This window comes from Paraburkholderia phymatum (assembly GCF_038900715.1).
Classification (GTDB): Bacteria; Pseudomonadota; Gammaproteobacteria; order Burkholderiales; family Burkholderiaceae; genus Paraburkholderia; species Paraburkholderia phymatum_A.
This window is the reverse complement of sequence record NZ_JAYMRZ010000018.1, coordinates 13,629-34,755: the sequence shown is the minus strand read 5'-3', so window position 1 is coordinate 34,755 and position 21,127 is coordinate 13,629. Positions and strand designations below refer to the sequence as shown.

General features: G+C 62.5%; 20 protein-coding genes. 17 read left to right on the top strand and 3 right to left on the bottom strand.

Annotation, left to right across the window (positions count from 1 at the left end; genetic code table 11):
- Nucleotides 1–27 precede the first annotated feature (27 nt).
- From nuoE to VSR68_RS28355, 17 genes are all read left to right on the top strand, one after another.
- Nucleotides 28–513 carry an NADH-quinone oxidoreductase subunit NuoE gene (nuoE, locus tag VSR68_RS28435; RefSeq protein WP_342943039.1) on the top strand — a complete coding sequence of 162 codons (486 nt, stop codon included), beginning with the start codon at nucleotides 28–30 and terminating at the stop codon, nucleotides 511–513.
- Nucleotides 510–1,838, top strand: a complete 1,329-nt coding sequence (gene nuoF / locus VSR68_RS28430; protein WP_342943038.1) for an NADH-quinone oxidoreductase subunit NuoF — start codon at nucleotides 510–512, stop codon at nucleotides 1,836–1,838. Before nuoE ends, nuoF begins: the two co-directional genes overlap by 4 nt.
- A gap of 108 nt (nucleotides 1,839–1,946) precedes the next feature.
- Nucleotides 1,947–4,280, top strand: coding sequence for an NADH-quinone oxidoreductase subunit NuoG (gene nuoG, locus VSR68_RS28425; protein WP_342943037.1), 2,334 nt, complete (start codon nucleotides 1,947–1,949; stop codon nucleotides 4,278–4,280).
- Nucleotides 4,281–5,345: an NADH-quinone oxidoreductase subunit NuoH gene (gene nuoH, locus VSR68_RS28420; RefSeq protein ID WP_342936310.1), complete on the top strand. Its 1,065-nt coding sequence runs from the start codon at nucleotides 4,281–4,283 to the stop codon at nucleotides 5,343–5,345.
- A 15-nt stretch (nucleotides 5,346–5,360) separates the two neighbouring features.
- Complete coding sequence (nuoI, locus tag VSR68_RS28415; RefSeq protein WP_007588142.1) at nucleotides 5,361–5,849, top strand: NADH-quinone oxidoreductase subunit NuoI; 489 nt, start codon at nucleotides 5,361–5,363, stop codon at nucleotides 5,847–5,849.
- A 159-nt stretch (nucleotides 5,850–6,008) separates the two neighbouring features.
- Nucleotides 6,009–6,677, top strand: coding sequence for an NADH-quinone oxidoreductase subunit J (locus VSR68_RS28410; RefSeq protein WP_342943036.1), 669 nt, complete (start codon nucleotides 6,009–6,011; stop codon nucleotides 6,675–6,677).
- 16 nt (nucleotides 6,678–6,693) lie between these two features.
- Nucleotides 6,694–6,999 (top strand): NADH-quinone oxidoreductase subunit NuoK, encoded by a 306-nt coding sequence (gene nuoK, locus VSR68_RS28405; protein WP_087733282.1) that lies wholly within the window; start codon nucleotides 6,694–6,696, stop codon nucleotides 6,997–6,999.
- A gap of 18 nt (nucleotides 7,000–7,017) precedes the next feature.
- Nucleotides 7,018–9,072: an NADH-quinone oxidoreductase subunit L gene (gene nuoL / locus VSR68_RS28400; protein WP_342943035.1), complete on the top strand. Its 2,055-nt coding sequence runs from the start codon at nucleotides 7,018–7,020 to the stop codon at nucleotides 9,070–9,072.
- A gap of 22 nt (nucleotides 9,073–9,094) precedes the next feature.
- Entirely contained in the window at nucleotides 9,095–10,588 is a 1,494-nt protein-coding gene (locus VSR68_RS28395) for an NADH-quinone oxidoreductase subunit M (protein ID WP_342943034.1), read from the top strand.
- A gap of 26 nt (nucleotides 10,589–10,614) precedes the next feature.
- Nucleotides 10,615–12,093 (top strand): NADH-quinone oxidoreductase subunit NuoN, encoded by a 1,479-nt coding sequence (nuoN, locus tag VSR68_RS28390; protein WP_342943033.1) that lies wholly within the window; start codon nucleotides 10,615–10,617, stop codon nucleotides 12,091–12,093.
- Complete coding sequence (locus VSR68_RS28385) at nucleotides 12,093–12,389, top strand: DUF2818 family protein (protein WP_342943032.1); 297 nt, start codon at nucleotides 12,093–12,095, stop codon at nucleotides 12,387–12,389. The genes nuoN and VSR68_RS28385 overlap by 1 nt, the downstream gene beginning before the upstream one ends.
- Nucleotides 12,390–12,431: 42 nt before the next feature.
- Entirely contained in the window at nucleotides 12,432–13,022 is a 591-nt protein-coding gene (locus VSR68_RS28380) for an NUDIX hydrolase (RefSeq protein WP_342943031.1), read from the top strand.
- A gap of 298 nt (nucleotides 13,023–13,320) precedes the next feature.
- Nucleotides 13,321–13,755 carry a DUF1178 family protein gene (locus VSR68_RS28375; protein ID WP_342943030.1) on the top strand — a complete coding sequence of 145 codons (435 nt, stop codon included), beginning with the start codon at nucleotides 13,321–13,323 and terminating at the stop codon, nucleotides 13,753–13,755.
- 54 nt (nucleotides 13,756–13,809) lie between these two features.
- Nucleotides 13,810–15,006, top strand: a complete 1,197-nt coding sequence (locus tag VSR68_RS28370; RefSeq protein ID WP_342943029.1) for an acyl-CoA dehydrogenase family protein — start codon at nucleotides 13,810–13,812, stop codon at nucleotides 15,004–15,006.
- A gap of 10 nt (nucleotides 15,007–15,016) precedes the next feature.
- Nucleotides 15,017–16,156, top strand: a complete 1,140-nt coding sequence (locus VSR68_RS28365) for an acyl-CoA dehydrogenase (protein ID WP_342943028.1) — start codon at nucleotides 15,017–15,019, stop codon at nucleotides 16,154–16,156.
- 33 nt (nucleotides 16,157–16,189) lie between these two features.
- The gene (locus tag VSR68_RS28360; protein ID WP_342943027.1) at nucleotides 16,190–16,648 is read left to right on the top strand and encodes a MaoC family dehydratase; all 459 of its coding nucleotides are present in this window, start codon (nucleotides 16,190–16,192) and stop codon (nucleotides 16,646–16,648) included.
- Nucleotides 16,645–17,109 (top strand): MaoC family dehydratase, encoded by a 465-nt coding sequence (locus VSR68_RS28355; protein WP_342943026.1) that lies wholly within the window; start codon nucleotides 16,645–16,647, stop codon nucleotides 17,107–17,109. The genes VSR68_RS28360 and VSR68_RS28355 overlap by 4 nt, the downstream gene beginning before the upstream one ends.
- Nucleotides 17,110–17,178: 69 nt before the next feature.
- Here VSR68_RS28355 and VSR68_RS28350 read toward each other — a convergent pair whose 3' ends face one another.
- The 3 genes from VSR68_RS28350 to VSR68_RS28340 form a co-directional block, all read right to left on the bottom strand.
- A complete protein-coding gene (locus VSR68_RS28350) occupies nucleotides 17,179–17,880 on the bottom strand; it encodes a glutathione binding-like protein (RefSeq protein WP_342943025.1) in 702 nt (233 codons plus the stop codon).
- Nucleotides 17,881–18,672: 792 nt separating this feature from the next.
- Nucleotides 18,673–19,935, bottom strand: coding sequence for an acyl-CoA dehydrogenase family protein (locus VSR68_RS28345; protein WP_342943024.1), 1,263 nt, complete (start codon nucleotides 19,933–19,935; stop codon nucleotides 18,673–18,675).
- Nucleotides 19,936–20,000: 65 nt separating this feature from the next.
- A complete protein-coding gene (locus VSR68_RS28340) occupies nucleotides 20,001–21,107 on the bottom strand; it encodes a phosphotransferase (protein WP_342943023.1) in 1,107 nt (368 codons plus the stop codon).
- Nucleotides 21,108–21,127 lie beyond the last annotated feature (20 nt).

Genomic DNA, 21,127 nt, shown 5'->3' with positions numbered 1-21,127 from the left:
TAGGAATTGAAAGAGTCGTGTCTGAAAATGATCTCAGCTGAAGGCCTGAAAGAAATCGATCGTGCGATCACGAAGTACCCCGCCGATCAGAAACCGTCCGCCGTGATGGCGGCGCTGGCCGTCGGTCAGCAGGAACATGGCTGGCTGTCGCCCGAACTGATGGAGTTCGTCGCGGACTATCTCGGCATGCCGGCCGTCGCCGTGCAGGAGGTCGCGACCTTCTACACGATGTTCGAGACGTCGCCTGTCGGCAAACACAAGATCACGCTCTGCACGAACCTGCCGTGCCAGCTCGGTCCCGATGGCGGTTCGGACAGCGCCGCCGAATATCTGAAGCAGAAGCTCGGCATCGACTTCGGCGAAACCACCCCGGACGGCAAGTTCACCCTGAAAGAGGGCGAGTGCATGGGTTCGTGCGGTGACGCTCCCGTGCTGCTCGTGAACAACCATCGGATGTGCAGCTTCATGAGCCGCGAGAAGATCGACCAGCTGCTCGAGGAACTTTCGAAATGACGTCTTTGCACGATCGTCACATCAAACCGCTGATTCTCGCCGGCCTGAACGGCGACAACTGGCATCTTCAAGACTACGTGGCGCGCGGTGGTTACAAGCAGCTGCGCCGTATCCTCGAAGAGAAGATTCCGCCGGAGCAGGTGATCGCCGACGTGAAGGCGTCGGGTCTGCGCGGCCGAGGTGGTGCGGGCTTCCCGACGGGCCTGAAGTGGAGCTTCATGCCGCGCCAGTTTCCGGGGCAGAAGTATCTCGTCTGCAACTCTGACGAAGGCGAGCCCGGCACGTTCAAGGACCGCGACATCCTGCGCTGGAATCCGCATTCGCTGATCGAAGGCATGGCCATCGGCGCATACGCGATGGGCATCACGGTCGGCTACAACTACATCCACGGCGAAATCTTCGAAGTCTATAAGCGCTTCGAAGAGGCGCTGGAGGAAGCGCGCGCAGCCGGCTTCCTCGGCGACAACATCATGGGCTCGGGCTTCTCGTTCCAGCTGCATGCGCACCACGGATACGGCGCCTACATCTGCGGCGAAGAAACCGCGCTGCTCGAATCGCTGGAAGGCAAGAAGGGCCAGCCGCGCTTCAAGCCGCCGTTCCCGGCGAGCTTCGGCGTGTACGGCAAGCCGACCACGATCAACAACACCGAAACGTTCGCAGCCGTGCCGTTCCTGCTGGAAGTCGGTCCGCAGGCTTACCTCGAAATGGGCAAGCCGAACAACGGCGGCACGAAGATCTTCTCGGTGTCGGGTGACGTCGAGCGTCCGGGCAACTACGAAATTCCGCTCGGCACGCCGTTCTCGACGCTGATGGAACTCGCAGGCGGCATGCGCGGCGGCAAGAAGATCAAGGCCGTGATTCCCGGCGGTTCGTCGGCGCCCGTGATTCCGGGCGACATCATGATGCAAACCGACATGGACTACGATTCGATCGCGAAGGCGGGTTCGATGCTTGGTTCGGGTGCCGTCATCGTGATGGACGAGACGCGCTGCATGGTGCGCTCGCTGTTGCGCCTGTCGTACTTCTATTACGAAGAATCGTGTGGTCAGTGCACGCCGTGCCGCGAAGGCACGGGCTGGCTGTATCGCGTCGTGCATCGCATCGAACACGGCCTCGGCCGCCAGGAAGATCTGGATCTGCTGAACTCGGTCGCCGAGAACATCATGGGCCGCACGATCTGCGCGCTCGGCGATGCAGCCGCCATGCCCGTGCGCGGCATGCTCAAGCACTACTGGGACGAATTCGAGTATCACGTCGCCAACAAGCGTTGCCTCGTCGGCGGTCATGCGGGCGCAGCGGCGGCATCGGAAACGGTCGCTGCATAACGCCAGAGTAAAGCCAGAGGCAAGCGCGGGAGCCGCCGCTTCGCGCAAAAGCGCAGCGGCGAGCGGGCGAACGATTGAGCGGTAACAGGTTAAGGAAGATTGACCATCATGGTTGAACTTGAAATAGACGGCAAGAAAGTAGAGGTGGCCGAAGGCAGCATGATCATTCAGGCTGCGCATAAGGTCGATACCTACATCCCTCACTTCTGCTATCACAAGAAGCTGTCGATTGCGGCCAACTGCCGGATGTGTCTCGTCGATGTCGAGAAGATGCCGAAGGCTGTGCCTGCATGCGCGACGCCGGTGTCGGCGGGCATGATCGTGCGCACGAAGTCGGAAAAGGCGGTGAAGGGTCAGCAATCGGTGATGGAGTTCCTGCTGATCAATCACCCGCTCGATTGCCCGATCTGCGATCAGGGCGGCGAGTGTCAGCTGCAGGATCTGGCCGTCGGTTACGGCAAGTCGTCGTCGCGTTATAGCGAAGAGAAGCGCGTCGTGTTCCACAAGAACGTCGGCCCGCTGATCTCGATGGAAGAAATGACGCGCTGCATTCACTGCACGCGCTGCGTCCGTTTCGGCGAAGAGATCGCCGGCGTGATGGAGCTCGGCATGCTGGGCCGCGGCGAGCACTCGGAAATTACGTCGTTCGTCGGCAAGACGGTCGACTCCGAACTGTCGGGCAACATGATCGACCTGTGCCCGGTCGGCGCGCTGACCAGCAAGCCGTTCCGCTACAGCGCGCGTACGTGGGAACTGTCGCGCCGCAAGTCGGTGAGCCCGCACGATTCCGTCGGCGCGAACCTCGTGGTGCAGGTGAAGAACAACCGCGTGATGCGTGTGCTGCCGTTCGAAAACGAAGCGATCAACGAGTGCTGGATCTCGGACAAGGACCGTTTCTCGTACGAAGGCCTGAACAGCCCGGAACGTCTGACGCGCCCGATGCTCAAGCAAGGCGGCCAGTGGATCGAAACGGACTGGCAGACGGCACTCGAATACGTCGTCAAGGGCCTGAAGGGCATCAAGGCGGATCACGGCGCGGACGCGTTTGCCGCGCTCGGCAGTGCGCATAGCACGGTCGAAGAACTGTTCCTGCTGAAGAAAATCGCGGAAGCGGTCGGTACGCCGAACGTCGATTTCCGTCTGCGTCAGACGGACTTCACGGCGGACGCAAACGGCACGCCGTGGCTGGGTACGGCTATCGCCAATCTGTCGATCCTCGATTCGGCATTGGTGATCGGCTCGTCGCTGCGCCGCGACCACCCGCTGTTTGCCGCGCGTCTGCGCCAGGCAGCGAAGGGCGGCGCGAAGATCACGCTGCTGCAAGCCACCCGCGACGACGCGCTGATCCCGCAAGCTACGCGCATTGCCGCGGCACCGTCCGCATGGCTCGGCGAACTGGCCGGCATCGCTGCCGCCGTGTCGGAAGTGAAGGGCGTTGCGCTGCCGAAAGCGTTCGCAGGCACGCAGGCGTCGGATGTCGCGAAGCAGACGGCGGCATCGCTTACCACGGGCGAGCTTCGCGTCGTGCTGCTCGGCAACGGTGCGGTCCAGCATCCGGAATTCGCGCGCATTCACGCAGCGGCTCAATGGATCGCTGATGCCACGGGCGCATCGCTCGGCTTCCTGACGGAAGCGGCGAACACGGTCGGCGCGCATCTCGTCGGCGCATTGCCGGGCGAGGGCGGTCTGAACGCTCGCGAAGTCTTCGAGCAGCCGCGCAAGGGTTATCTGCTGCTGAACCTCGAACCGGAATTCGACACGGCCAATCCGGCGCAAGCGCTCGCCGCGCTGAACCAGGCGGAAATGGTCGTCGTGATGTCGCCGTTCCAGACGGGCGCCGAATACGCGGACGTCCTGCTGCCGATCGCGCCGTTCACGGAAACCGCCGGCACGTTCATCAACGCGGAAGGCACGGTGCAGATGTTCAACGGCGTCGTGCGTCCGCTGGGCGATACGCGTCCCGCATGGAAGGTTCTGCGCGTGCTGGGCAGCCTGCTCGGCGTGCCGGGCTTCGAATACGACACGGCCGAAGAAGTGCGCGTCGCCGCGTTGGGCGATGGCGATCTGACGCCGCGCCTGTCGAACAGGACGACGACGGCCGTCGCGCGCAGCAGCGTGGCGAAGGCGGCGGATGGCACGTTCGAGCGCATCGCCGATGTGCCGATCTATCACGCCGATCCGCTCGTGCGCCGCGCAGAGTCGTTGCAACTGACGGCGGCCGCGCGCGCCGCGCACACGATCGGCTTGCCGGCCGCGCTGTTCGACAAGCTGGGTTTGAAGGAAGGCGACGCGGTGCGCGTTCGTCAGGGCGATCGCTCGGTGCAGGTTCCGGCCGTGCGTGATGCGAATCTTGCGGAGACGGTCGTCCGCGTATCGGCGGCTACGCCTGCCGGTGCAGCGCTGGGCAGCCTGTTCGGTGAACTGGTGGTGGAGAAGGCGTAAATGACCTTGTTCGATACGATCAACGCGGGCGGTAGCCAGCTTCTCGGCGTGGCCTGGCCTACGGTGTGGGCACTCGTGCGCATCCTCGTGGTGTCCGTCGCGATCCTGCTGTGCGTGGCTTACCTGATCCTGTGGGAACGTAAGCTGATCGGCTGGATGCACGTGCGTCTCGGCCCGAACCGCGTCGGCCCGGCGGGTCTCCTGCAGCCGATCGCCGACGTGCTGAAGCTGCTCCTCAAGGAAGTCATTCAGCCGACGCAAGCGAGCCGCTGGATCTACCTGATCGCGCCGATCATGGTGGTGGTCCCGGCGTTCGCGGTGTGGGCGGTGATTCCGTTCCAGTCGGGCGCCGTGCTCGGCGACATCAACGCGGGGCTGCTGTACGCGATCTCGATTTCGTCGATGGGCGTGTATGGCGTGATTCTCGCGGGCTGGGCGTCGAACTCGAAGTACGCGTTCCTCGGCGCAATGCGCGCGGCGGCACAGATGGTGTCGTACGAAATCTCGATGGGCTTCGCACTCGTCGTCGTGATGATGACGGCTGGCACGATGAACCTCTCGGACATCGTCGGATCGCAGATGCGCGGCATCTTCGCGAGCCATGGCGTGACGTTCCTGTCGTGGAACTGGCTGCCGCTGCTGCCCGCGTTCGTCGTGTACTTCATCTCGGGCATCGCCGAAACGAACCGTCACCCGTTCGACGTGGTGGAAGGCGAGTCGGAAATCGTCGCAGGTCACATGATCGATTATTCGGGCATGGCGTTCGCGCTGTTCTTCCTCGCCGAGTACATCAACATGATCGTGATCTCGGCGCTGGCTTCCGTCCTGTTCCTGGGCGGCTGGAGTGCGCCGTTCGGGTTCCTGTCGTTTATCCCCGGCATCTTCTGGCTGGTCCTGAAAGTATTCTTCCTGTTGTCGGTATTCATCTGGGCGCGTGCGACGTTCCCGCGCTACCGCTATGACCAGATCATGCGTCTGGGCTGGAAGGTGTTCCTGCCGGTTACCGTGATCTGGGTGATCGTGGTCGGCCTCTGGATCATGTCGCCGTTGAATATCTGGAATTAAGGAGGCGGACGAACCATGACCGCAATCCAAAACTTCTTCAAGACCTTCTTTCTGACCGAACTGCTGAAAGGCCTCGCGCTGACGGGACGCTATACGTTCCAGCGCAAGATCACGGTGCAGTTCCCGGAAGAGAAGACCCCGATCTCGCCGCGTTTCCGCGGGCTGCACGCACTGCGCCGGTATGAAAACGGCGAAGAGCGCTGCATCGCATGCAAGCTGTGCGAAGCGGTGTGCCCGGCGCTCGCGATCACGATCGAATCGGAAACGCGCGCGGACAACACACGCCGCACGACGCGCTATGACATCGACCTGACCAAGTGCATCTTCTGCGGTTTCTGCGAGGAGAGCTGCCCGGTCGATTCGATCGTCGAGACGCACATCCTCGAATATCACGGCGAAAAGCGGGGCGACCTGTACTTCACGAAGGACATGCTGCTGGCAGTCGGCGACCGTTACGAAACGGAAATCGCTGCGAACAAGGCAGCCGACGCACCCTATCGTTGATTTGGGTTGATATAGCAGTTCGACGCCGCACGGCTTACCAGGCACAAAACCGTGCGGCGCTGCCAGACCGCTTGGGTGCCGCGTCAGAGAAAGCGATGTATCAGAAGACGCGCGCCGAAGCACCAAGCCTGACGATGGCCTAACGATGAATCGGTAATCATGGAATTCACGACCGTACTGTTCTACATCTTCGCGTTACTCCTGACGGTGTCAGGGCTGAAGGTGATCACTTCGCGCAACCCGGTGGCATCCGCGTTGTTCCTCGTGCTCGCGTTCTTCAACGCGGCCGCGATCTGGATGCTGCTGCAGGCGGAATTCCTCGCGATCCTGCTGGTGCTGGTGTACGTCGGCGCGGTGATGGTGCTGTTCCTGTTCGTCGTGATGATGCTGGACATCAATCTCGACGTGCTGCGGCGCGACTTCAAACGCTTCGTGCCGATGGCGGCGGTGGTGGGCGCCATTATCGTGGTCGAAACGGCGCTGATCCTGTGGCACGGCTACGGCGCGACGGTTCAACCCGTGCGTGACACGACGGCTGCCGTCGCGGGCGCCGCCGACTGGTCGAACACGCGCCTGATCGGCAAGGTCATCTACACGGATTACATCTTCGCGTTCGAAGTGGCCGGCCTCGTGCTGCTGGTCGCGATCATCGCGGCGATGGCGCTGACCGCGCGCCACGGCAAGGACAGCAAGCGCCAGCGCGTGTCGGAGCAGGTGAAGGTGCGCCGCGAAGACCGCGTGCGCGTGGTCAAGATGGCGGCAGAGAAGGAACGTCTGGCTGAACCTGAAGCCATCACCGGCGACGCTGGCGCCGGCAAGAACAGCTGACGCAGAGGAGAGAAACATGTTGTCACTTGCCCATTACCTCGTGCTCGGCGCGATCCTGTTCGCGATCAGCGTCGTCGGCATATTCCTGAACCGTCGCAACGTCATCATCATCCTGATGGCGATCGAACTGATGCTGCTGGCCGTCAACACGAATTTCGTCGCGTTCTCGCATTACCTCGGCGACGTGCATGGCCAGATCTTCGTGTTCTTCGTGCTGACCGTTGCGGCAGCCGAAGCGGCGATCGGCCTCGCAATTCTGGTGACCCTGTTCCGTAGCCTCGACACGATCAACGTCGAGGATCTCGATCAGCTCAAAGGTTAATTTCAGGCACAGGCTCTTATGTCAACGACACTCAATGAAAACCTGTTGCTGGCGGTTGCGCTCGCACCGCTGGCCGGCTCGCTGATCGCAGGGCTGTTCGGCAAGACGGTCGGGCGTGCGGGTGCGCACTCGGTCACGATCCTCGGCGTCGCGATTTCGTTTGTTCTTTCGTGCATCGTTTTCCTCGACGTGCTGAATGGCGCGAGCTTCAACGCGACCGTGTACGAATGGATGACGGTCGGCAAGGTGAAGTTCGAAATCGGCTTCCTCGTCGACACGCTGACGGCCATGATGATGTGCGTCGTGACCTTCGTGTCGCTGATGGTGCACATCTACACGATCGGCTACATGGCCGACGAAGAGACGGGCTACGAGCGTTTCTTCTCGTACATCTCGCTGTTCACGTTCTCGATGCTGATGCTCGTGATGAGCAACAACTTCCTGCAGCTGTTCTTCGGCTGGGAAGCAGTGGGTCTCGTGTCGTACCTGCTGATCGGCTTTTACTTCAAGCGTGAAAGCGCGATCTACGCGAACATGAAGGCGTTCATCGTCAACCGCGTGGGTGACTTCGGCTTCCTTCTGGGCATCGGTCTGATCCTCGCGTACGGCGGCTCGATGAACTACGGCGAAGTGTTCGCGAAGAGCCACGAACTGGCTTCGCTGACGTTCCCGGGCACCGACTGGGGCCTGCTGACGGTCGCGTGCATCTGCCTCTTCATCGGCGCAATGGGTAAGTCGGCGCAGTTCCCGCTGCACGTGTGGCTGCCGGACTCGATGGAAGGCCCGACGCCGATCTCCGCGCTGATTCACGCGGCAACGATGGTGACGGCAGGTATCTTCATGGTGACGCGCATGTCGCCGCTGTTCGAGCTGTCGGATTCGGCGCTGTCGTTCATCACGGTGATCGGCGCGATCACGGCGCTGTTCATGGGCTTCCTGGGCATCGTGCAGAACGACATCAAGCGTGTCGTCGCTTACTCGACGCTGTCGCAGCTCGGCTACATGACGGTTGCGCTCGGCGTGTCGGCGTATCCCGTCGCCGTGTTCCACCTGATGACGCACGCGTTCTTCAAGGCGCTGCTGTTCCTTGGTGCGGGCTCGGTCATCATCGGCATGCACCACGACCAGGACATGCGCAACATGGGCGGCCTGCGCAAGTACATGCCGATCACGTGGATCACGTCGCTCGTCGGTTCGCTCGCGCTGATCGGCACGCCGTTCTTCTCGGGCTTCTATTCGAAGGACTCGATCATCGATGCGGTCAAGCTGTCGCATCTGCCGGGTTCGGGCTTCGCGTACTTCGCGGTAGTCGCAAGCGTGTTCGTGACGGCGCTGTACTCGTTCCGCATGTACTTCATGGTGTTCCACGGCGAAGAGCGCTTCCGCGGTCCGAAGCATCCTGACTCGCCGTTGGGCGCCGAAGCTGCTGCGCACGGCCATGGCGATCACGGTCACGGTCACGACGACCACGCTCACGAGCCGCACGAAACGCCGTGGGTGGTGTGGGTGCCGCTGGTCCTGCTCGCGATTCCGTCGATCGTGATCGGCGCGATCGGCATCGGCCCGATGCTGTACGGCGATTTCTTCCAGCACGGCGTGGCGTTCGAGAAGGTCATCTTCATCAGTGAAAACCATCCGGCGCTGCACGAGATGGCGGAAGAATTCCAGGGCTGGGCGTCGATGGGCCTGCACGCCGCGTCGGGCGTGCCGGTGTGGCTGGCGCTCGCGGGTGTCGTGGTGGCGTGGTTCCTGTACCTGCAGCGCCCGGACTTGCCCGCTACGCTGCGCCGCGCGTTCGGTCCCATCTACACGCTGCTGGATAACAAGTACTACATGGACAAAATCAACGAAGTCGTGTTCGCACGCGGCGCCGTGGCAATCGGCCGTGGCCTGTGGAAGGAAGGCGATGTCGTTGTCATTGACGGCATTGTCAACGGAAGCGCGCGCTTTATCGGCTGGTTCGCGAGCGTGATCCGTTTCCTGCAATCGGGTTACATCTACCATTACGCGTTTGCCATGATCATCGGCATGCTGGGGCTCTTGACCCTGTTTGTAACGCTCGGCGGCAAATAAGAACAGGCTGGAGACACTTCACATGCACACGACGTTTCCGATTCTAAGTATCGCGATCTGGATGCCGATTATTTTCGGCCTGGTGGTTCTGGCCATCGGTTCGGATCGAAACCCCGGTCCTGCGCGCTGGATTTCGCTGATCGGTTCTGTCCTGAGTTTCATCGTGACGATTCCGCTGATCACGGACTTCGACACGAGCACGGCCGCATTGCAGTTCGAAGAGAAGGCCGGCTGGATCGATCGCTTCAATATCACGTACCACCTCGGCATCGACGGTATCGCGATGTGGTTCGTCGTGCTGACGGCGCTGATCACGGTGATCGTCGTGATCAGCGCGTGGGAAGTGATCACGAAGAACGTCGCGCAGTACATGGCCGCGTTCCTGATCCTGTCGGGCATCATGGTCGGCGTGTTCTGCGCGGCGGACGGCCTGCTGTTCTACGTGTTCTTCGAAGCGACGCTGATCCCGATGTACATCATCATCGGCGTGTGGGGCGGGATGAACCGCGTGTACGCGGCATTCAAGTTCTTCCTCTACACGCTGATGGGCTCGCTGCTGATGCTGGTCGGCCTGCTGTATCTGTACACGCAGACGGGCACGTTCGATCTGGCGACGTGGCAAGCCGCGAAGCTGTCGATGACGCCGCAGGTGCTGCTCTTCATCGCGTTCTTCCTCGCGTTCGCCGTCAAGGTGCCGATGTGGCCCGTCCACACCTGGCTGCCTGACGCGCACGTGGAAGCGCCGACGGGCGGCTCGGTCGTGCTGGCCGCGATCATGCTGAAGCTGGGCGCGTACGGTTTCCTGCGCTTCTCGCTGCCCATCGCGCCGGATGCGAGCCATTTCCTCGCACCCGTCGTGATCACGCTGTCGTTGATCGCCGTGATCTACATCGGCTTCGTCGCGATGGTCCAGGCCGACATGAAGAAGCTGGTCGCGTATTCGTCGATCGCTCACATGGGCTTCGTCACACTCGGCTTCTTCATCTTCAACCAGCTCGGTACGGAAGGCGCGATCGTGCAGATGATCTCGCACGGCTTCGTGTCGGGCGCGATGTTCCTTTGCATCGGCGTGCTGTACGACCGCATGCACTCGCGCCAGATCGCCGATTACGGTGGCGTCGTCAACACGATGCCGAAGTTCGCCGCGCTCGTGATGCTGTTCTCGATGGCGAACTGCGGCCTGCCGGGCACCTCCGGTTTTGTCGGCGAGTTCATGGTGATTCTGGCCGCTGTCCAGTACAACTTCTGGATCGCGTTCGGCGCGGCCGTGACGCTGATTCTCGGCGCCGCCTATACGTTGTGGATGTACAAGCGCGTGTACTTCGGCGCGGTGGTGAACGACCACGTGAAGAGCCTCGTCGACATCAACCGTCGCGAGTTCTTCATGCTGGCGGTGCTCGCCGCGTTGACGCTGTACATGGGCATCTATCCGAAGCCCTTTACCGAAGTGATGCACGTGTCGGTGGAAAACCTCCTCTCCCACGTCGCGCAGTCGAAGCTGCCGCTACCGCAGTAATGCCGAGCGGAGGAATTTAAAAGATCATGCAAAACGCTCCTATGACCGCCTTGTTGCCTGACGCGCTGGTGATGGCCGCCATCGTCGTCGCGTGGCTCAACGACACGTTTGCCGGGCCCGAGAGCCGCAAAACGACGTATTTCATCGCGCTCGTTTCGTCGGTGGTGGCCGGCATCTGGTTTGCCATCGAAGCCTTAGCGCCGGGTGCCGGGCCGCAGTACTTCTTCTCGCGCATGTACGTGGTGGACCCGTTCGCCAGCGTGATGAAGGCGGTCGTGTCGCTTGGCTACGCGCTGACGATCATCTACTCGCGCAAGTACCTGGAAGACCGCGGCCTGTACGAGGGCAACTTCTTCCTGCTCGGCATGTTCTCGCTGCTGGGTCAGCTGATCATGATCTCGGGCAACAATTTCCTGACGCTGTACCTCGGTCTGGAATTGATGTCGCTGTCGCTGTACGCGGTGATCGCGCTGCGCCGCGACGCCGCTCCGTCGAACGAAGCCGCGATGAAGTACTACGTGCTGGGCGCGCTGGCTTCGGGCTTCCTGCTGTACGGCATCTCGATGCTTTACGGCGCGACGGGCTCGCTCGAACTGAACGAAGTGCTGAAGGCCGTCGCATCGGGCCGCATCAACGACGTCGTGCTGCTGTTCGGCGTGATCTTCATCGTTGCGGGTGTCGCGTTCAAGATGGGCGCCGTGCCGTTCCACATGTGGGTGCCTGACGTCTATCAGGGCGCACCGACTGCGATGACGCTGATCGTCGGCGGTGGCCCGAAGGTCGCGGCATTCGCGTGGGGCCTGCGCTTCCTGGTGATGGGTCTGCTGCCGCTCGCCGTCGACTGGCAGGAGATGCTGGTCATTCTCGCCGCGCTGTCGCTGATCGTCGGCAACATCACAGGTATCGTCCAGCGCAACGTCAAGCGCATGCTGGCTTACTCGGCGATCTCGAACATGGGCTTCGTGCTGCTCGGCCTGCTGGCCGGCGTGGTCGACGGCAAGACGGGTTCGGCCGCGAGCGCATACGGCTCGGCGATGTTCTACAGCATCATCTATCTGCTGACGACCCTCGGCTCGTTCGGTGTCGTGATGCTGCTTGCGCGCCGCGAGTTCGAAGCCGAAACGCTCGAAGACTTCAAGGGCCTCAACCAGCGTAGCCCCATCTTTGCGTTCGTGATGATGGTGATGATGTTCTCGCTCGCCGGCATTCCGCCGACGGTCGGCTTCTACGCGAAGCTCGCGGTTCTCGAAGCGACGATGAACGCGGGTCTCACGTGGCTCGCGGTGCTCGCCGTGATCACGTCGCTGTTCGGCGCGTTCTACTATCTGCGCATCGTCAAGCTGATGTACTTCGACGACCCCGTCGACACGGCGCCGCTCGCGGGCGACGCCTGCAAGCGCACGCTGCTGGCACTGAACGGCGTCGCCGTGCTGGTGCTCGGCATCGTTCCCGGTCCGCTGATGTCGATCTGCCTGAACGCGATTTCGCATACGCTGCCGCTGTAATGTCGGCAGCGGGGTGGTTCATCGTGCTGTTGGCGCTCGCGGGCGCCAACTTGCCGTTTCTGAATCAACGCCTGTTCGGTGTCGTGCCTTTGAAGGGCGCGAAGAAAAGCGCGTGGATCAGGATCGGCGAACTGATCGTGCTGTATTTCATTGTCGGCGCGCTCGGCTTCCTGCTCGAAGCGCGCGCCGGCAACCGCTTCGAACAAGGCTGGCAGTTCTACGCGATCACGTTCAGCCTGTTCATCGTGTTCGCCTTCCCGGGCTTCACGTTTCAATATCTCGTCAAACGGCGCTGACGGTTCCAGCCGTCGCGCCTCTCTCGCCGCAAGAGGCCGCACATGGCAGAACTTCCCGATCACGACGCTGCGCTCATCGAGACCTGCATCAAAAGCGAAGTGGCTTATCAAGGGCCCTTCATGACGGTCAAGTGCGACACCGTGCGCCTGCCCGACGGCAAAACGGCGACGCGCGAATACGTCAAGCATCCCGGCGCCGTGATGGTGATCCCTCTCTTCGAGGACGGCCGCGTGCTGATGGAGAGCCAGTATCGCTACGCGATGGGCAAGGTGATGTACGAGTATCCGGCGGGCAAGCTGGACCCGGAAGAAGATTCGCTGACCTGCGCGAAGCGCGAGTTGCTCGAAGAAACGGGCTACACGGCGCGCGAGTACGTCTATCTGACGCGTATTCACCCGATCATTTCGTACTCGACGGAGTTCATCGACATCTATGTCGCGCGCGGCCTGACGGCGGGCGAGCGCAAGCTCGATGACGGCGAGTTCCTGGAAACGTTCATCGCGAAGGTGACGGATGTGTCGGAATGGATACGCACGGGCCAACTGAGCGACGTGAAGACGATCATCGGCACGTTCTGGCTCGAGAAGCTGCTGTCGGGCGACTGGCCGGCGAACGCGGCGGAGGCGGGCTGACACGCCGCCCGCTTCGGCTCGGCGGATCGTCTGTAAAACGGCAGCCCTGGCGCTGCCGTTTCCTTTTCTGACGTTCGTTGTGGCGCGGCCATTCACGCTTCGGCGCATCGTGCATCAACGCGCTAGAATCACTGATTATCGTTTTCTGCCTGCACGTCATGCCGTGCCCAATGCCGGAGCGTCGTCCGACTGCGCTTCCGCCAGCCAGCTCGAAGTGCGCAAGCAGAAACGATTTTAACGAACGACCGTTCACAAATTTTGATTTTGCGCTAAACTCGTACGCAAGCCCTGATTCCACATGAAGGTCCTCGATCTACAGTGTCCGCACGATCATCGGTTCGAAGGCTGGTTTGCTTCCACCGATGACTTCGAATCGCAGTTGTCCCGCAAGCTGGTCGAATGTCCGATTTGCGGTGCGACCGAAGTAAGCCGTTTGCCGTCGGCGCCGCGCCTGAATCTGTCGAAGGCGACGAGCGCGCCGTCCGACAAGGCTCCGGCGAACGCGAGCGAGTTGCAGGCGCACGTGATGCGCGCACTGCGCGAGGTGCTGGAAAAGACTGAGAACGTGGGCGACCGCTTTGCCGAGGAAGCGCGGCGCATTCACTACAACGAAGCGCCCGCTCGCAGCATCCGGGGCGTCACGACGCCCGAAGATGCGCGCGCCCTCGTCGAAGAAGGCATCGATGTGATGCCGCTGCCTGTACCCGCCGCGCTGAAAGAGCCGCTGCAATAGCCGTTGCTCGCAGTGCTCCTGGCGGCGACAGGCCGCGGCCAGGAGACACTGCGCATGGATCTGAACTATTCCCCCGCCGACGACGCGTTCCGCGCCGACATCCGCGCCTGGCTCGAAGCGAATCTGCCTGACGAGCTGCGCGACAAAGTCCTCAACCACAAACGTCTGAATCGCGACGATTTCGCGAACTGGCACAAGCTGCTCGGCAAGCGCGGCTGGTCGGCGCCTGCATGGCCCGCCGAATATGGCGGCCCGAACTGGAACGCGACACAGCGCCATATCTGGGACGAAGAGTGCGCGCGCGTCGGCGCGCCGACGGTGTTGCCGTTCGGCGTGTCGATGGTCGCGCCCGTGCTGATGAAGTACGGCAGCGAAGCGCAAAAGCGCCACTATCTGCCGCGCATTCTCGACGGCACCGACTGGTGGTGCCAGGGTTATTCGGAGCCGGGCTCGGGCTCGGATCTGGCGTCGCTGCGCACGCGTGCCGAGCGCGTCGGCGATCATTACGTCGTCAACGGCCAGAAGACATGGACGACGCTCGGCCAGCACGCCGACATGATGTTCTGCCTCGTGCGCACCGACAGTGGCGCGAAGAAGCAGGAGGGCATCTCGTTCCTGCTGATCGACATGAAGACGCTGGGCATCACCGTGCGTCCCATCATCACGCTCGACGAGGATCACGAAGTCAACGAAGTGTTCTTCGAGGACGTGAAGGTTCCCGTCGAGAATCTCGTCGGCGATGAGAATCGCGGTTGGACTTATGCGAAGTATCTGCTCGGCCATGAGCGTACGGGCATCGCGCGCGTCGGGCAGTCGAAGCGCGAACTCGTGTTTCTCAAGCATCTCGCGCTGAAGCACAAGAAGAACGGCAAGCCGCTTCTGCACGATCCGCTCTTTGCCGCGAAAGTCGCGAGCCTCGAAATCGAACTGATGGCGCTCGAAGTCACGGTGCAGCGCGTCGTGGCGAACGAAGCGGGCGGGCGCGGTCCGGGGCCGGAAGCGTCGATGCTGAAAATCAAGGGCACGGAAGTGCAGCAGGGACTGACGGAGCTGATGTTCGAAGCCGTCGGCCCGCTTGCCGCGCCTTTCGATGTGCCGTTCCTCGAAGGCGAACGCGCGCATAGCATCGCGGGCGACGACGATGCCGCGCCGCTCGCCGCGTACTACTTCAACTATCGCAAGACTTCGATCTACGGCGGCTCGAACGAAATTCAAAAGAACATCATCGCGCAGATGATTCTCGGACTGTGAGGAGCGGCGCATGGACTTCAATTTCACCGACGAACAACAGCAATTCGCGGACGCGCTGCGCCGCTACCTCGACAAGCACTACGGCTTCGAAGCGCGGCAGGCGATCGTGCGCTCGGAAGCGGGCGTATCGGACGAGCACTGGTCGGCGTTCACCGAGCTCGGCTTGACCGCGCTGCCCGTGCCCGAGGCTAATGGCGGCTTCGACGGCGGCACGGTCGACATGCTGGTCGTGATGCAGAAGCTAGGGCGCGCGCTAGTCGTCGAGCCGTACTGGTCGACGGCTGTCGGCATCGAAGCGCTGAAGCTGTCCGGCACGGGCGAAGGCGACGACGCCGCTGTGCTCGAACGCGCGGCGCTCGGCGAGATCAAGCTCGCCGTCGCGTTTCATGAGCCCGGCGCGCGCTACGATCTGTTCGCGATCGAAACGACAGCGACGCGTCAAGGCGACGGCTACGTGCTGAGCGGCACGAAGTCGGTCGTGCTGCACGGCGCGCAGGCCGATCATTGGATCGTGCCGGCGCGGCTCGACGGCGACGTGGCGCTATTCGTCGTCGCACGCGATGCCGCGAGCACGCGGACCACCGCGCAAGTCACCGACTATCGGACGATCGACGGCCAGCGCGCGGCGACGCTCGCGTTCAACGCAACGCCGGCACGCAAGCTGAACGGCCGGCATGCAGGCGCCGCCGCGCTCGAACACATCGCCGACTACGGCATCGTACTGTTGTGCTCGGAGGCGATCGGCGCGCTCGATGCGCTGAATCACGCGACCGTCGAATACACGAAGACGCGCCAGCAATTCGGCGTGCCTATCGCGCGGTTCCAGGCGCTGCAGCATCGGATGGTCGAGATGCTGATTCACACCGAGCAGGCGCGTTCCGCGACGTATCTCGCGGCCGTGCGCTACAGCAGCAATGATGTCGACGAGCGCCGCCGCGCGGTGTCCGCGGCGAAAGTGCGCGTGGGCCAGGCCGCGCGCTTCGTCGGCCAGCAGGCTGTGCAACTGCACGGCGGCATGGGCGTGACGAACGAAGTCGCGGCCGCGCATCTGTTCAAGCGCCTTGCGATCATCGAGACGACGCTCGGCGATGTCGATCATCATCTTGCGCGCTTTGCCGCGCTGCCGGGATTCGCGACGGCCGACGCGTGAGCGCCGCCTTCAACACATGCAACGAGGTGACAGATGGGTTTGAGCTACGAGGACATGGAGGTCGGCAAGACGTATGAAGTCGGCACGCACACGTTCACCCGCGACGAGATCATCGGCTTTGCGGAGCAGTACGATCCGCAACCGTTCCATGTCGACGATGCGGGCGCTGCCGCGTCGCCGTACGGCACGCTGATCGCGAGCGGCTGGCACACATGCTCGGTGATGATGGGCATGCTCGTGCGCAACATGCTGCAAGGCTCGACGTCGATGGGCTCGCCCGGCATCGATGACTTGCGCTGGCTCAAGCCGGTGCGCGTCGGCGACACGATCCGCATGACCAACAGCATCCTCGACAAGCGCGTGTCGGCGAGCAAGCCGGATCGCGGCATCGTGTCGACGGAATGGCAGGGCATCAATCAGAACGGCGAACTCGTGATCACGGTGCGTTCGAAGGCGATCTTCGGGCTGCGCAATCCCGGGGCGGCCGCATGACGCCCGAGTTGACGCTGAGCCACGCCGACGACGTGCGCGCGCTCATCGGCCAGCCGCCGCGCGTGAGCCAATGGGTCGAAGTCGATCAGGCGAGCGTCGACCGCTTCGCCGACGCGACGGGCGATCACCAATGGATACATGTCGATCCTGAGCGCGCAAAGCGTGAGTCGCCGTTCGGCGGACCGATCGCACATGGCTTTCTGACGCTGTCACTGATTCCTGCGCTGCTCGTCGGCACGTTCGGCTTCGAGCAGCGGATGGGCGTCAATTACGGGCTCAATCGCGTGCGCTTCACTGCGCCTGTGCCCGTGGGCTCGCAGTTGCGCGCGCGCTTAGTCGTGGCGGGCGTGACGGATGTCGAAGAGGGCGGCGTGCAGATCGTATGGAACGTGACGCTCGAACGGCAGGGCAGCGAGCGCCCCGTGTGCATCGCGGAGTTCATCACGCGACACTATTTCTAGCAAGGTCCGCAAGCGCCGTTGCGATGATCTTCAACGCCTCGCAACGGCACACTTCACCGATGCCGTCGCTCAGTGCTTCGCGTACTGCGTCGCGCCGAACAGCACTTCCTTCGCCTTTTCGTCCATCAACGGCACGCGCTCGGACGCCAGCACTTCGACGCCGCGTTGCACGGCGGGGCGCGCGGCGATCTCTTCCTGCCAGCGCTTCACGTTTGGAAACTCGTCGATCTGCAGGCCCTGGTTCTGCCACGAGCGCGTCCACGGATAGGTGGCGATATCCGCGATCGTGTAGTCGTTGCCCGCCAGATAACGCGTCTTGCCGAGCTTCGCATCCATCACGCCGTACAGGCGCTTCGCTTCGTTCGTGTAGCGGTTGATTGCGTATTCGATCGGCTGCGGCGCATACACGCGGAAGTGATGCGTCTGGCCGAGCATCGGGCCGATACCGCCCATCTGGAACATCAGCCATTGCAGCGTTTCGTAACGCGCGGCGAGATCGGAGGGGAGAAACTTGCCTGTCTTCTCGGCGAGGTAGATCAGGATCGCGCCGGACTCGAACAGTGAAAACGGCTTGCCGTCTGCGCGTTTCGGTCCGTCGCTGTCGACGATGGCAGGGATCTTGTTGTTCGGGCTGATCTCCAGAAACGCGTGCGTGAACTGATCGCCAGCGCCGATGTTGATGGGATGCGCGTTGTATTCGAGGCCTGTCTCCTCGAGCATGATGTGAATCTTGTGGCCGTTCGGGGTTGCCCAGCTGTAGACGTCGATCATCGTGGCTCCTTGGGTTTTGTTGTCTGCGACGCTGTTTTGCTTTGCCCTTATCGCTGGCATCCGCGATTGCGCCTCGCGGCGCGGGCGTTGCCCCTGTGCGGGGCGGCACTTACTTTCTTTGCCGCCGCAAAGAAAGTAAGCAAAGAAAGCGGGCTCACACCGCCAGTGCTTGACGATTACCCACGGGCTCTCAACGACCCCGTGTTTCACGCGGCAGCATGCTAGTCCATGTGCGTTGCCAGCTCGCCGATCGAACGCCTCACCCACGTCATGCACCCGCGTTGCAGCCCACCATATCGAACGTTCCCGCGCCCCTTTGCGGCAAACTGTGTGTAGGCATTCGCACCGCACAGGACACATTCGCCAAGCATGCGGCTCAAGTGCGGGCGTTGCCCTGTACGACACAGCAACCTCATTCACTACCGACATGCGGCGCTGAAGCGTTCGATACCTTTAGACGTGCCACACGCGTATGAAGTAGGTGAGGCGCTTAGCGGGAGCGCTGGCAACGAGCACAAGCCAGCACACTGGTGTGCGAAATACGGGGCCGTTGAGAGCCCGTGGGTAAACGTCAAGCGCGGGCGGTGTTAGCCCGCTTTCTTTTGCCTACTTTTCTTTGCGGCGGCAAAGAAAAGTAGGTGCCGCCCCGCACAGGGGCAACGCCCGCGCCGCGAGGCACTAAAGCGGATGCCAGCGGCACGCCTGGCAAACCCAAAACCAACCAGCGCCGCAGAGACAAAAAAAATTAGACCACAGTTCGCCTGAGGCCGCTGACGGCCTGCCAGAGTCCGATCATGAACCCGCGCCCGGAGCCTCGGTGCGAGAAGCGGACGCAGTCAAATCGCGATACTTCGCCAGTTCAACCTTCGCAATCGCATTGCGATGCACTTCATCAGGACCATCGGCGAAGCGCAGCCAACGTGCCGTCGTGTACGCATACGCGAGCGGAAAGTCGTCGCACATGCCCGCCGCGCCGTGTGCCTGCATCGCCCAGTCGATCACCTGACACGCCATGTTCGGTGCGACGACCTTGATCATCGCGATCTCGCCGCGCGCGCCCTTGTTGCCAACGGTGTCCATCATGTATGCCGTCTTCAGCGTCAGCAGGCGCGCCTGCTCGATCAGGCAGCGCGCTTCGGCGATGCGTTCCTGCGTGACCGTCTGCGCAGCGATCGGCTTGCCGAACGCGACGCGTTGCAGCGTGCGCTTGCACATCAGTTCGAGCGCGCGTTCCGCAAGTCCGATCAGGCGCATGCAATGATGGATGCGCCCCGGCCCGAGACGCCCCTGTGCGATTTCGAAACCGCGTCCTTCGCCCAGCAGCATGTTGGCGGCAGGCACGCGGACGTTGTCGAGCGTGATCTCCATGTGGCCGTGCGGCGCGTCGTCGTAGCCGAACACCGTCAGCGGACGATGCACGGTGATGCCCGTCGCGTCGGCGGGCACGAGAATCATCGACTGCTGCTGATGACGCGGCGCGTCGGGATCGGTCTTGCCCATCACGATGAAGAGCTTGCAGCGCGGATCGCCCGCGCCCGACGACCACCACTTGTGCCCGTTGATCACATACGTATCGCCGTCGCGCACGATGCTCGTCTGAATGTTGGTCGCATCCGATGACGCGACTTCCGGCTCCGTCATCAGGAACGCCGAGCGAATCTGGCCTTGCAGCAGCGGTTCCAGCCACTCGCGCTTGTTCTCGTCGCTGCCGTAGCGCTCGACGGTCTCCATGTTGCCGGTGTCGGGCGCGCTGCAATTGAACACTTCGGGCGCCCACGGCACGCGGCCCATGATCTCGCACAGCGGCGCGTACTCGAGATTCGTGAGACCGGCGCCGCGCTCGGAGTCGGGCAGGAAGAGATTCCACAGGCCCGCATCGCGCGCGCTTTGCTTGAGGCTTTCGATCAGCTCGGTCGGCACCCACGCGTTGCCTGCTTCGCGATTGCGCGCGACTTCGGCGGCAAAGGCCTGCTCGTTCGGGTAAATGTACTCGTCGAAGAAAGCGAGCAGCTTCTCGCGCAATGCCTGGACCTTCGGGGTGTAGTCGAAATTCATCTTGCCCTCGTGGATGACGTTGAATCCGCTCTACAGACTGACTGAATGACAGCGGCGACGTTCAATCAGCGCACTTTCTGCGCGTAGCGCCATGCGAGTTCGGCCATCGGCCGCGCGCGGCGTCCCGCGTCGAGCGCCTGCTCGCTCGCCGCCGTGCCGTCGACCACGCGCTTCATGATCCCTTGCAGGATCGCCGCGATGCGGAACATGTTGTACGCGAGATAGAAGTTCCAGTCGCCGCGAATCGTGAAGCCCGTGCGCTCGCAGTAACGTTGCACGTACTGTGCCTCGTCGGGTATGCCGAGCGCAGCCCAGTCGAGCCCCGCGATGCCGCGAAACTGTGCGGGATCGACGTGCCACGCCATGCAGTGATACGCGAAGTCGGCGAGGGGATCGCCCAATGTCGACAGCTCCCAGTCGAGCACGGCGAGTACGCGCGGCTTGTGCGGATGAAAGATCAGATTGTCGAGCCGGTAATCGCCATGCACGACGGACGCACGCTCGCCGGTTTCTGCAGGCATGTGCCGCGGAAGCCATTCGATCAGGCGATTCATCGCGTCGATCGGTTCCGTCTCCGATGCCAGGTACTGCTTGCTCCACCTTCCGATCTGCCGCGCGAAGTAGTTGCCCGGCTTGCCATAGCCTGCAAGACCCGCCGCCTCGACATCGACGCTGTGCAGCGCGGCGATCACGCGATTCATCTCGTCGTAGATCGCGCCGCGCTGCGCCGGCGTCATGCCGGGCAGCGACTGATCCCACAGCACGCGGCCCTGCACGAACTCCATCACGTAGAACGCGCGGCCGATCACGCTTTCGTCTTCGCACAGCGCGAGCATCTTCGCGACGGGCACGTCGGTGTCGCGCAGCGCATGCATCACGCGGTACTCGCGTTCGATCGCATGCGCGGACGGCAGCAGTTTCGCGGAAGGACCCGGCTTCGCGCGCATCACGTAAGAGCGCGCGGGCGTGATCAGCTTGAAGGTGGGATTCGACTGGCCGCCCGCGAACTGTTCGAGCGTCAGCGGCCCCGCGAAGTCTTCGATGTGCTGCGCGAGCCACGCGGAAAGCGCATCGACGTCGATGCGCTGCCGTTCGCTGACAGGCCGCGTGCCTTCGAAAGCGGAGTAGTCGGTTTGAGTCGTCGATCCGGCTGGTGTCGCGTCTTGCGGCATGTCTCCTCCATTGGACGAAC

What these genes read in the sequence shown, in the direction of transcription:
- nuoE (WP_342943039.1), top strand. Translation starts at nt 28, where the DNA reads ATGATCTCAGCTGAAGGCCTGAAAGAAATCGATCGTGCGATCACGAAG.
- nuoF (WP_342943038.1), top strand. Translation starts at nt 510, where the DNA reads ATGACGTCTTTGCACGATCGTCACATCAAACCGCTGATTCTCGCCGGC.
- nuoG (WP_342943037.1), top strand. Translation starts at nt 1,947, where the DNA reads ATGGTTGAACTTGAAATAGACGGCAAGAAAGTAGAGGTGGCCGAAGGC.
- nuoH (WP_342936310.1), top strand. Translation starts at nt 4,281, where the DNA reads ATGACCTTGTTCGATACGATCAACGCGGGCGGTAGCCAGCTTCTCGGC.
- nuoI (WP_007588142.1), top strand. Translation starts at nt 5,361, where the DNA reads ATGACCGCAATCCAAAACTTCTTCAAGACCTTCTTTCTGACCGAACTG.
- VSR68_RS28410 (WP_342943036.1), top strand. Translation starts at nt 6,009, where the DNA reads ATGGAATTCACGACCGTACTGTTCTACATCTTCGCGTTACTCCTGACG.
- nuoK (WP_087733282.1), top strand. Translation starts at nt 6,694, where the DNA reads ATGTTGTCACTTGCCCATTACCTCGTGCTCGGCGCGATCCTGTTCGCG.
- nuoL (WP_342943035.1), top strand. Translation starts at nt 7,018, where the DNA reads ATGTCAACGACACTCAATGAAAACCTGTTGCTGGCGGTTGCGCTCGCA.
- VSR68_RS28395 (WP_342943034.1), top strand. Translation starts at nt 9,095, where the DNA reads ATGCACACGACGTTTCCGATTCTAAGTATCGCGATCTGGATGCCGATT.
- nuoN (WP_342943033.1), top strand. Translation starts at nt 10,615, where the DNA reads ATGCAAAACGCTCCTATGACCGCCTTGTTGCCTGACGCGCTGGTGATG.
- VSR68_RS28385 (WP_342943032.1), top strand. Translation starts at nt 12,093, where the DNA reads ATGTCGGCAGCGGGGTGGTTCATCGTGCTGTTGGCGCTCGCGGGCGCC.
- VSR68_RS28380 (WP_342943031.1), top strand. Translation starts at nt 12,432, where the DNA reads ATGGCAGAACTTCCCGATCACGACGCTGCGCTCATCGAGACCTGCATC.
- VSR68_RS28375 (WP_342943030.1), top strand. Translation starts at nt 13,321, where the DNA reads ATGAAGGTCCTCGATCTACAGTGTCCGCACGATCATCGGTTCGAAGGC.
- VSR68_RS28370 (WP_342943029.1), top strand. Translation starts at nt 13,810, where the DNA reads ATGGATCTGAACTATTCCCCCGCCGACGACGCGTTCCGCGCCGACATC.
- VSR68_RS28365 (WP_342943028.1), top strand. Translation starts at nt 15,017, where the DNA reads ATGGACTTCAATTTCACCGACGAACAACAGCAATTCGCGGACGCGCTG.
- VSR68_RS28360 (WP_342943027.1), top strand. Translation starts at nt 16,190, where the DNA reads ATGGGTTTGAGCTACGAGGACATGGAGGTCGGCAAGACGTATGAAGTC.
- VSR68_RS28355 (WP_342943026.1), top strand. Translation starts at nt 16,645, where the DNA reads ATGACGCCCGAGTTGACGCTGAGCCACGCCGACGACGTGCGCGCGCTC.
- VSR68_RS28350 (WP_342943025.1), bottom strand. Translation starts at nt 17,880, where the DNA reads ATGATCGACGTCTACAGCTGGGCAACCCCGAACGGCCACAAGATTCAC.
- VSR68_RS28345 (WP_342943024.1), bottom strand. Translation starts at nt 19,935, where the DNA reads ATGAATTTCGACTACACCCCGAAGGTCCAGGCATTGCGCGAGAAGCTG.
- VSR68_RS28340 (WP_342943023.1), bottom strand. Translation starts at nt 21,107, where the DNA reads ATGCCGCAAGACGCGACACCAGCCGGATCGACGACTCAAACCGACTAC.